Raw genomic sequence first — 10571 nt, 5'->3', positions numbered from 1 at the left:
CTGTCAGACAATTAATTCAACACGATTTTCACTGGATATGTAGCCCCTGACGCTCTGATGAGAGGGGAGAGTCTCGCTCAATATCATAAAACTCCATCATGAAATCAGCCGCGCAGGTCAGCGGCGACTGATTTCATTTTTCGATCTTCAAAGGAGATTTTCACGTTCCAGCACGGCAACTTTGTCCAGTCTCCGTTGGTGTCTCTCATAACCACTGAAACTCGCATTCAGAAAGAAGTGTACCAGTTCTTTGGCGAGTTCAATCCCAATCACGCGACTCCCCAGACAGAGCACGTTCATGTCGTCGTCTTCGACTCCCTGGTGGGCTGAGAAACTGTCGTGAATCAACCCGGCACGAACACCAGACACCTTGTTGGCAGCGATGGACGCACCGACGCCGCTGCCGCAGAATGCGACTCCTCGTTCGACCTCGCCTTTGGCTACTGCCCGTGCCAGAGGCAAGATGTAATCCGGGTAATCATCTTCGAGTGTCAGTGTGCGTGCGCCGAAGTCGATTACCTCATGGCCCGCCTCCGACAGAAATACGGAGATCTCTTCCTTGAAGTCAAAACCGCCATGGTCGGCAGCGAGTCCGATACGCATGATCCCTTCTCTTTCTATTTCTGCAGCAAAGCCCGAGCCTTCTCGCAGACGTTTTCGACGGTGAATCCGTATTCCCGCATCACGGTCTCTCCCGGCGCTGAGGCACCAAAGTGATTCACGCCGATCGCTGCGGTCTGCGAGTCGAAATAGGTCTCCCAGCCCAGCGTCGAGCCGGCTTCGATGGAAAGTAGCGGTACACCGGGAATGATGACCTGCTGCCGGTACGCTTCAGGTTGGGCCATGAACAGTTCCCAACAGGGCAGACTGACGACCTGCGCGCGAACTCCTTCGCCGGCCAGTATCTTTTGCGCTTCCACGGCAAGATGAACTTCAGACCCTGTCCCTACCAGGATCAGATCGGGTGTTTCGTTTCCGGCAGCCTCCGCCAGAACATACCCCCCTTGCGAGACACCAGCCGGGACATTCTGATATTCGTTCAGATCAAGGATCGGAAGTTTCTGCCGGGACAACACCAGCGCCACCGGTCCATTCCGGCGACCAACGGCGATGCGCCAGGCGGCAACAGTCTCATTGGCATCGGCAGGACGGATGACATACAGGCCTGGAATGGAACGCAGACAGAGGAGTTGCTCGACCGGTTGATGAGTCGGCCCGTCCTCGCCCATGCCAATGCTGTCGTGAGTGAAAACATAAATCGCCGGCAGGTGATTCATCGCTGCCAGCCGAATCGGTGGCCGCATGTAATCGCTGAAAACCAGAAAAGTCGCGCCATAGGGAATCAGTCCTTTGTGCAGCGACATACCAGTGAGGATCGCCCCCATGGAATGTTCGCGAATACCAAAATGCATATTCCGTCCGGCCGGCTCATTCGCCTGGAAGGTGCCAATACCATCCATAAACGTTTGCGTGCTGGGTGCAAGGTCGGCAGAACCGCCCATGAACTCTGGCAATCGCGACGCAAAAGCGTTGATACATTTCCCCGATGCGGCACGAGTCGCCAGCGCCCCGTTCTCTGACGTGAAAGTCGGCAGGTTCGCGTCCCAGTCTGGAGGTAGATCTCCGCGCATCACCCGGTCGAACTCAGCTGCCAGTTCGGGATATGCCTTTGCATACGCCTTTAAACCAGCTGCCCATTCGGCCTGACACTTCTTCCCTTTTGTGCCAGCCTCTCCGAAATGATCCAATGCTTCCTTAGGAAGATGAAACGCAGGTTCTGTCGGCCAGCCCAGATGCTCCTTGGTCAGACGCACTTCATCCACTCCCAAAGGCTCGCCGTGAGCCGCTGCAGAATCCTGCTTGTGCGGGCTTCCATAGCCGATATGTGTGCGAACGGCGATCAGCGAAGGCCGATCTTTCTCGTCACGCGCAGACTGAATCGCCTGCTCGATGGACGCGAGGTCGTTGCCGTCCGCGACATGCTGAATGTGCCAGCCGAAAGAAGCGAAGCGCGCCCCGCGATCCTCGGTGAAAGCGATTTCCGTGTTCCCTTCGATCGTAATATGATTGTCGGCATACAGGACGATCAATTTTCCCAGACCGAGGTGGCCGGCCAGCGAACCGGCTTCCGAGGAGATGCCTTCCATCAGGTCGCCATCACTGGCAAGAACGTAGGTGTAATGATCCACCACGGTGTGCTCCGGTTTGTTGAACCGGGCTGCCAGATGAGCCTCCGCAATCGCCAACCCAACCGCGTTGGCAAATCCCTGACCCAGAGGGCCTGTGGTGGCTTCCACGCCCGGTGTCATTCCGTGCTCCGGATGCCCTGCAGTGCGGCTGCCCCACTGTCGGAAGCGTTTCAGTTCATCCAGCGGCAGATCATATCCCGTCACGTGCAGCATCGCGTAGAGGAGTGCACTGCCGTGGCCGGCTGAGAGCACAAAGCGGTCGCGGTCTGGCCAGTTCGGATCGGTCGGATTGAACTGGAGAAAGCGGTCCCACAAAGTATAGGCCATAGCAGCCGATCCCAGCGGCAGGCCCGGATGGCCTGAGCCAGCCTTCTGCACCATATCCACCGCCAGAAAGCGCAACGAATTAATACAAAGCTCGTCCAGTAACTCTGGAGAAATGGCGGATGGGGTCATATGCAATAGCCTTTAAAAAGTTCGATGTAAAATAATTTTATTCACTGTATCTGCAACCGTTACAGACGCCGTGACTGATCAAATCCAGAAAACGCTCAGTTCTTCTTAAGCTTCCTGTAGCGACGAATGAGGCAATTCGTTGAGGAATCGTGATTGAGTTCTGGTTCTGACGGACTCTCAAGTTCCGGAGTAATACGCTGGGCCAGCGCCTTGCCGAGCTCAACTCCCCACTGATCGAACGAGTCGATATTCCAGATAGCGCCCTGGGTGAAAACAGAATGTTCGTAAAGCGCAATCAGCTTGCCGAGTATTTCCGGCGTGAGTCGCTCGGCGAGGATCGTGTTCGACGGGCGGTTGCCTTCGAATACCCGATGAGGCACAAGCCAGTCCGGCGTGCCCTCCGCCTGAACCTGCTCAGACGTCTTGCCAAAAGCCAGCGCTTCCGCTTGCGCGAAGACGTTCGCCAATAGCATATCATGATGCCGCCCGAGCGGGTTGAGCGATTGGGCAAACGCGATGAAGTCGCAAGGAATGAGCCGGGTCCCTTGATGAATTAACTGATAAAACGAATGCTGGCCGTTGGTGCCTGGTTCACCCCAGTAAATCGGCCCGGTATCGTAATCAACGTGGGTCCCATTCAGCGTGACATGTTTGCCGCTGCTCTCCATCGTCAATTGCTGCAGGTAGGCCGGAAATCGTTTCAGATACTGTTCGTAAGGCAGTACGGCAACGGTCTGTGCGTTGAAGAAATCGGTGTACCAGATTGTCAACAGACCTAAGAGTACCGGCAGGTTATCTTCGAACGGCGCGGTACGGAAGTGCTCGTCCATCTGATGGAAGCCGTCCAGCATCGCCAGAAAGTTCTCGGGGCCAATCGCCAGCATCGTCGAAAGGCCGATTGCCGAGACCATGGAATAGCGTCCGCCGACCCAATCCCAGAACTCGAACATATTACCGGTGTCAATGCCGAACTCAGACACCTTTGTTGCATTCGTCGAAACGGCGACGAAATGTTTCGCCACTGCTTTTGTATCACCACCCAGACCTTTAAGTAACCAGTCGCGTGCACTGTGCGCGTTAGTCATCGTTTCCGAAGTGGTAAAGGTTTTTGAAGCAATGATAAACAAAGTTTCCGCCGGATCGAGATCGCGTGTTGCTTCCGCCAGATCGGTGCCGTCGACATTGGAAACGAACCGGAAATTAATATTGCGATCACTGTAAAATCGAAGTGCTTCGTAAGCCATCACCGGCCCAAGATCAGAGCCGCCGATTCCGATATTAATGACGTTGCGGATACGCTGGCCGGTGTGGCCTAACCAGTCACCACTCCGGACCCGATGTGAGAAATCAACCATCTTGTCAAGTACGGCGTGAACCTGGGGAACCACGTTTTCACCGTCGACCAGAATGCTGGCTCCTTTCGGTGCCCGCAAAGCCACATGCAGCACGGCCCGGTTTTCCGTGAGATTGATTTTGTCACCCCGGAACATGGCGTCGATCCGTGCGCGCAGGCCCGTTTCCTCTGCCAGATCCAGGAGGATCTTGAAGGTCTCATCAGTGATACGATTCTTAGAGTAGTCGAAATAGAGCCCCAATGCCTCGACCGTCAACCGCTCACCGCGCGTAGGATCATCGGCAAAGAGCTGCTTGAGATGCAGGTCCTGAACATCCTCAAAGTGAGCCCGCAGGCGCTTCCATGCCGTACACTCTGAGAGTGGTAGGACACTTACCGTCATTTTTATATTCCTTCCCGTTTCGATTTGCGTCGCAAGTAATATAGTCGATCAATCGACATTCGCAAGTGAGTCGCTCTTGGCGGCAATTTCTGCCATGAGGTCGTTCCAGGATTTCACAAACGACTTTGCTCCCTCATCCTGCAGCTGGGCGGCTAAAGCGACGTTGTCGACTCCGGCCTTAGCGAATTCTGCCAACACTGCCTCGCAGTCACCACCGTCTTGCGGAAGTATCTCATCGAGCTCACCATGATCGGCAAAAGCGATCAATGTCTGCTCTGGCATCGTATTCACGGTAAACGGTGATGCGAGTGATTTGATATACAGAATGTCGGATGCGTTAGGGTCTTTCGTTCCCGTACTCGCCCACAGCAATCGTTGCGGCCGTGCTCCGACATTGCACGCACGCTGCCACCGCGGCGAATTCAGCAGATCTCGATAAGCCTTGTAGCTGCGCTGGGCGATCGCGATACCCAACCGGTTTTGCAGAACATCGGGAACCTTGTCGATGACAGCACGGTCCCAGCGGCTGATGAATAACGAGGCAACAGAACCAATATCGGGATTCAGCCCCGCGTCAATCCGTCGCTCAATACCGCGCAAATACGCCTCGGATGCCGCAACAAAGTGCTCACTTGAGAACAGCAGTGTGACGTTGACGGGGATACCGGCAAAAATGGCCTCTTCGATCGCTGGAAGACCTTCCTGGGTGCCGGGAATTTTGATCAAGACATTCGGGCGCCCCGCGCGGGCATGCAGATCCTTGGCTGCTGCCAGGGTACTGGCAGTGTCATACGCGAGCAGCGGCGAGACTTCCAGCGAGACCCAACCATCCACGCCGTTCGTCTTCTCCCAGACCGGCAGAAACAGATCCGCAGCCTGAGTGATATCCTCAAGTGCGATTTCAAAAAAGAGCTGCTCACCCTCTTCACCGTTTTTTAACTTCTCCTGAATCGAATCGTCATACAATTTGCTGTTTTTAATCGCCTGGTCGAAAATGGTCGGGTTCGAGGTCAGCCCTGTCACCGAAAGTTCGTCGATATAGCGTTGGAGAGTACCGCTGGTGAGCAGATCGCGCGTAATATTATCGAGCCAGAGACTTTGTCCCAGATCGTGGAGTTTCTGAGTTGCTTTCATAGTATTACCTCCGAGTTGGGTGGTGAATCGAGCGTTGGATGTAGAACAGGTAATCGTTGGGTCATTGTCGTCAATTCTTGCAGCCATTGGAAGGCTAACGAAGACAGCATTTCTTCAGTGCAGCGCCAACGCCAATTTCCGTCGGATTGACCGGGCACGTTCATCCGGGCGTCCTCTCCCAGATTAAGTAAATCCTGGAGGGGAGTTACTGCAAGCGCCGCCACGGAAGACCACGCCAGCTGCAACAATACCGATGTGACTTCGCCGCTTTCAATCTGGGGACGCTGCAGAGCTTGGCATACTATTTGTCGTTGATCATCGGACAATGCTTCGTACCACCCGCGCGTGGTATTATTGTCATGCGTTCCAGTATAAACGACCGTATTCGATACATAGCTGTGAGGCAGATACAGGTTCTCAGGATCTCCGTCAAAAGCGAATTGAAGCACGCGTGTTCCAGGCAGGTGATACTGATCGCGGAGCGCTCTCACGTCCGGCGTGATGATTCCCAGGTCCTCCGCAATAAACGGCAGTGTGCCGAGGTCTTGCTGGACGGCAGTGAAAAATTCACTACCCGGCCCGGGCACCCATTCGCCCGACAAGGCCGTCGAAGCCCCTGCCGCTACGTGCCAGGCGGCGGCAAAACCACGAAAATGGTCCAGTCGAATCAGATCAACGTGTGCTAATAACGCACGCACGCGGTCGATACACCATCTGTAGCCAGTCTGACGAATCGTATCCCAGTCATACACGGGATTGCCCCAGAGCTGGCCCTCGGCGCTGAAGTAGTCGGGAGGAACACCGGCAACGAAGCGCGGCCGTAACTGTTCGTCGAGCAGAAACAGTTCCGGATGAGCCCAGACGTCGCTGGAGTCGGGGGAAACAAAAAACGGCAGATCGCCGATCAGACGCACGCCCCTGCTCCCGGCATATTCCTTCAGCTGATTCGCCTGCCGGAAAATCAGAAACTGTGCCAGACGAATCTGATCGATTTCATTTGCCAGATCGCGCCGCGCCTGGTCCAGGGCAACCGGATCCCGTCGGACCAGTTCGGTCGGCCAATCAAGGTAACTCGCACCATGATGCATGTCTTGCAGCGCCTGGAACAAGGTATAATCTTCCAGCCAGTGCTGCTCTTCCTGACAGAACCGCTCAAAGGCTGGCTTCAGGACGTGGCCGTCTACATGATTCAAGTTCGCCCAGACAGTTTCGAGCAACCCCTGTTTGAACGACTTGACGGCGTCGTACTCGACGGCCGATTCTGAGAAGGATTGCCCGCCAACATCGCTCGCTGTTAAGAGTCCATCCGCGATCAAGTCGTCCGGACTGACCAGGAGCCAGTTGCCGGCAAACGAAGACAGAGGTTGATATGGCGAACTTCCGTACCCTGTCGGACCCAGTGGCAGAATCTGCCACCAGGTTTGCCCTGCTGTATGGAGACGATCAACCCAGGCCCGTGCCTGCGGTCCCAGATCACCGATACCGTACGACGATGGCAGCGATGTGACATGCAGCAACACACCCGCAGCGCGATAATTCGGCAGAAACGGGGACAAACATATCGGATCGCTGCTTTCGCTCATGTTTTTCCTTATGTTAAGGTCCAAATTTGTGCCCGGGTGTTGGTGTTACAGCAGAACGATCCACACTGACCGGCCCACTGTTGAATTAGCATCTCTTATTTATCTATATCGCTTAATTTCCTGCGTGACTGCAATCATTCCAAAGTTGGATCACCGGATCGTGCCTGCCGTGGTGGTAGCCCAGAATGCTCAACGCAGTCGTGTTCAGCATAAAACAGCGTCCCGCCGCAGCATCCAGGTCCAGCCAGCGCGCGGCGAGGAACGAAATAAAATGGCCGTGAGAAAAGAGCAAGATGTTGCCATCCAGGGCGCGAAGTCGGTTGATGACGCGATCTGCCCGCACAACTACATCCGCGACCGACTCTCCTCCCGGACAACCATCGCGGAAAATTTCCCAGCCGGGTTGCTGTTGCTCAATTTCGGCAGACGTGATTCCCTCGTAATCGCCATAGTTCCATTCGACGAGGTCATCATCCACGCTGGCAACCGTAGCAAATCCGGATAACTCGCAAGTAGAAGCGGCGCGTTGTAACGGACTGGTGAAGACATGGTCAAAGTTCTCAGCTTCGAGCCGTTTTCCCAGTCGACGGGCATTACGCTCGCCGCGCTCAGTCAGTGGCAGATCGGTCAAGCCGGTATGCTGGCCTGAGATGCTCCAGGCCGTCTCACCGTGTCGAGCGAGATACAGCAGAGGAAGTGGTTGAATTTTGTCGTTCATTGCCGGATCACAAGCTCCTTCACATTTTCAAAAACCGGAATCTATCACACAGTCTCTTGGTCCGGTTATTTCCGGTATGTTCCATTTCAATACTCATGCCTCTTTTGCCGCGTGATACTCACGACGAATCTGTTCCAGATCAACCCTGGGTTCGGGCTGCTGTAAATTCAGTCCTTCCAGATGTTCAACCACAATCCGGGCTACGGCGAGATTTCGGAACCACTTGTAGTCGGCAGGAATGATGAACCAGGGGGCGCGTTCCGTGCTGCACCGGGATAACGCCTCCTCATAGGCTGCTACGTAATCGTCCCAGTAGAGTCGCTCTTTGTAGTCGGCCTCGCTGATCTTCCAATGTTTGGTCGGATCGTCCAGTCGCTTTTTGAAGCGTTTCAGTTGCTCTTCTTTGGAGATGTGCAGATAGAACTTGAGAATGTGGGTACCATGCTCAACGAGGCTGTTCTCGAAAGCATTAATTTGATCATAACGACGGGACCAGACTTCTTGTGGGACCAGATTGTGAACACGCACAATGAGCACGTCCTCGTAGTGAGAGCGGTTGAAAATAGCAACTTCTCCCCTGGCTGGTGCGGCCTGGTGAATCCGCCACAGGAAGTCGTGCGATAATTCGTGAGCAGAAGGCTGCCGGAAGCTCTGCACACGACAGCCTTGCGGATTCATCGCCCCCAGGATGTGATTGATCGTCCCGTCTTTGCCCCCGGTGTCCATCCCCTGCAGACAGATCAGCAGGGAAGATCGTCCCTCCGCGAAGAGCAACTCCTGCAGTTCGCGCAGCTTGCTTCGGAGTTGCTTGATCTCCTCAGCCGCTTCCTTTTGACTGTCTTGGTGATTCTTGAACCCCGGGTCGATGTCTTTGAGTTTGACTGTGGAGCCGGGAACTACTTGAAACGGGTTCATACTTGCCCTCCTTCCGATACAGGATGATGTGCGCCATTCTCAACATGGTGTTGCTCGTTCTGATGATGGCCATTTCCACGTTGGCGATGCAGTCCGTGAAGAACCCGTTGGAACACGGGAGTCAGAAAGGCGCCAATCACAGCCGCGAACAGGATGACACCCAGAATCGCATACAAGGTCACAAACAGCTTGCCTGCCGAAGAGTGCGGGTGATGCAGAGGGCCATTGCCGGTCATCACTAACGAAGCGTTGAGACAGGCATCCAACCAGTCAAGTCCCTCCAGAAAGTGAAATCCGAATGCTCCCATCCCCAGGGCAATGGCATCAACAATCATGGCGACGACCGTGAAGACCGCCATCCGGAGCAGAAACCGAAAGCGAGATGACCGCGGTTTATGGGGCTCACTCATCATTTTTTAACACCTTCAGCAATCCGTTCTGTTTTGTCATCTTGAAACTCCATCAGAGTTCTTTCCCAACAAGCGCGCGGCAGCGGTATCGAATACTCGATACGCCAGCAGTTTTACGCGGTCGGTTACCACAAACCAGGCCAGAGCATAGCCCCAGACAAACAGTGCCCAGCCCCAGCCGAGTGGTGTCATGAATAGCCCATACACGGCGATCAGCGTTGCCAGAATTTGAGTGCCGAGAACCGCGACCCACAATATTCTTGCGGGACGAATCGACCAGAAGGGACCGCGAGTTCTTGCCTGAAAGATTGTCAGATGTCCGGCCACGGACAGCATCAGGTACATCAGCGACTGGATGTGCAGACGGTCGAGCTGGTAGACATTCTCAGCGAGATAAAACAATCCAAACGAAGCCATCGGACCGACGACGCCCAGCACGGTGGCGATCCCCAGCACCAGACGCATGTCCCAGGCCTCGGGTTTGTCTTTGTAATGTACGTTGTCATAAGCAATCGACAGGATTGCCCCGTCGTTGAGCAGTGCCAGCATCACGATCATCACCGCCGTCAAGGGGTAAAATTTGAAGATCAGAATCGCCAGCGTCATGAACAACAGCACGCGTAACGTCTCGGCTATACGGTAGATCGCATAGCTGTTCATTCGCTGAAAGATCTTCCGGCTCTCTTTGATGGCGTCGATGATGACTGACAGCCCCGGCGTCATCAAGACGATGTCTGCCGCTGCGCGGGCTGCATCCGTCGCATCAGAGACGGCAATACCGCAATCGGCTTTCTTCAGCGCGGGGGCATCGTTCACCCCGTCGCCTGTCATACCGACGATGTGGCCGCGCTGCTGCAGGACTTCCACAATGTGAAACTTGTGTTCGGGAAAGACTTGAGCAAAACCGTCTGCTTTTTCAATCGACTCCGCCAACTGCCCTGTCTCGTACTGTTTGGTTTCGCCAAAACCGCTGGCATCAAGAATGTCAGTGCCCAACCCCAGGTTACCGGCTGTTTCGCGAGCAATCGCCAGAGCATCCCCTGTTACCATCTTGACGCTCACACCCATCTGGCGGGCGGTCGCAATGGTCTCTTTGGCCTGTTCGCGCGGCGGATCAAATAAAGGCAACACGCCGAGAAACTGCCATTCCTCTTTCTGGTCTGCTCGTGCCACGCCCAGCGAGCGAAAGCCGCGCGCCGCGAATTCGTTGACCGCCTCGTCCACGGCAGACGTCACCTGCGCAGCATTAACCGACAACGCCAGTATCACCTGCGGTGCGCCCTTGGTCACGCGGAACTCGGTTCCGTCCGTGCCCTTAATAGTAGCTTCGGTGCGTTTATGAACCGGATCGAACGGCTGAAAATGAATCACCTCATAAGCTTTTAACGAATCTTTGTCTTGCAGCCCCCCCAGAACAGCCAGATCGATGG

9 protein-coding genes are annotated in these 10571 nt (G+C 54.9%); all 9 read right to left on the bottom strand.

Annotated elements, in window-relative coordinates; all coding sequences use genetic code 11:
- Positions 1-147: 147 nt before the first annotated feature.
- On the bottom strand, positions 148-603 hold the full coding sequence (locus tag Q0294_RS03660) for an RpiB/LacA/LacB family sugar-phosphate isomerase (RefSeq protein ID WP_299461030.1): 456 nt from the start codon (positions 601-603) through the stop codon (positions 148-150).
- A 14-nt stretch (positions 604-617) separates the two neighbouring features.
- Positions 618-2645, bottom strand: coding sequence for a transketolase (gene tkt / locus Q0294_RS03655; RefSeq protein ID WP_299461029.1), 2028 nt, complete (start codon positions 2643-2645; stop codon positions 618-620).
- A gap of 95 nt (positions 2646-2740) precedes the next feature.
- Entirely contained in the window at positions 2741-4381 is a 1641-nt protein-coding gene (gene pgi / locus Q0294_RS03650) for a glucose-6-phosphate isomerase (RefSeq protein ID WP_299461028.1), read from the bottom strand.
- Between the two features lie 48 nt (positions 4382-4429).
- Entirely contained in the window at positions 4430-5515 is a 1086-nt protein-coding gene (gene tal / locus Q0294_RS03645) for a transaldolase (RefSeq protein WP_299461026.1), read from the bottom strand.
- On the bottom strand, positions 5512-7098 hold the full coding sequence (malQ, locus tag Q0294_RS03640; RefSeq protein WP_299461024.1) for a 4-alpha-glucanotransferase: 1587 nt from the start codon (positions 7096-7098) through the stop codon (positions 5512-5514). Before malQ ends, tal begins: the two co-directional genes overlap by 4 nt.
- A gap of 112 nt (positions 7099-7210) precedes the next feature.
- On the bottom strand, positions 7211-7816 hold the full coding sequence (locus Q0294_RS03635; protein ID WP_299461022.1) for a histidine phosphatase family protein: 606 nt from the start codon (positions 7814-7816) through the stop codon (positions 7211-7213).
- 93 nt (positions 7817-7909) lie between these two features.
- The gene (locus Q0294_RS03630; RefSeq protein ID WP_299461020.1) at positions 7910-8731 is read right to left on the bottom strand and encodes a polyphosphate kinase 2 family protein; all 822 of its coding nucleotides are present in this window, start codon (positions 8729-8731) and stop codon (positions 7910-7912) included.
- Positions 8728-9144, bottom strand: coding sequence for an ion channel (locus tag Q0294_RS03625; protein WP_299461018.1), 417 nt, complete (start codon positions 9142-9144; stop codon positions 8728-8730). Before Q0294_RS03625 ends, Q0294_RS03630 begins: the two co-directional genes overlap by 4 nt.
- Positions 9145-9177: 33 nt before the next feature.
- On the bottom strand, positions 9178-10571 hold a 1394-nt coding region (locus Q0294_RS03620; RefSeq protein ID WP_299461016.1), incomplete at its 5' end, for an HAD-IC family P-type ATPase.

This window comes from uncultured Gimesia sp., assembly GCF_937919775.1.
GTDB lineage: Bacteria > Planctomycetota > Planctomycetia > Planctomycetales > Planctomycetaceae > Gimesia.
This window is presented reverse-complemented; position numbering and strand designations above follow the sequence as displayed.

Excerpts from the sequence above, each read along its gene's own strand:
- Q0294_RS03660 (WP_299461030.1), bottom strand. The coding sequence starts at position 603 with ATGCGTATCGGACTCGCTGCCGACCATGGCGGTTTTGACTTCAAGGAA.
- tkt (WP_299461029.1), bottom strand. The coding sequence starts at position 2,645 with ATGACCCCATCCGCCATTTCTCCAGAGTTACTGGACGAGCTTTGTATT.
- pgi (WP_299461028.1), bottom strand. The coding sequence starts at position 4,381 with ATGACGGTAAGTGTCCTACCACTCTCAGAGTGTACGGCATGGAAGCGC.
- tal (WP_299461026.1), bottom strand. The coding sequence starts at position 5,515 with ATGAAAGCAACTCAGAAACTCCACGATCTGGGACAAAGTCTCTGGCTC.
- malQ (WP_299461024.1), bottom strand. The coding sequence starts at position 7,098 with ATGAGCGAAAGCAGCGATCCGATATGTTTGTCCCCGTTTCTGCCGAAT.
- Q0294_RS03635 (WP_299461022.1), bottom strand. The coding sequence starts at position 7,816 with ATGAACGACAAAATTCAACCACTTCCTCTGCTGTATCTCGCTCGACAC.
- Q0294_RS03630 (WP_299461020.1), bottom strand. The coding sequence starts at position 8,731 with ATGAACCCGTTTCAAGTAGTTCCCGGCTCCACAGTCAAACTCAAAGAC.
- Q0294_RS03625 (WP_299461018.1), bottom strand. The coding sequence starts at position 9,144 with ATGATGAGTGAGCCCCATAAACCGCGGTCATCTCGCTTTCGGTTTCTG.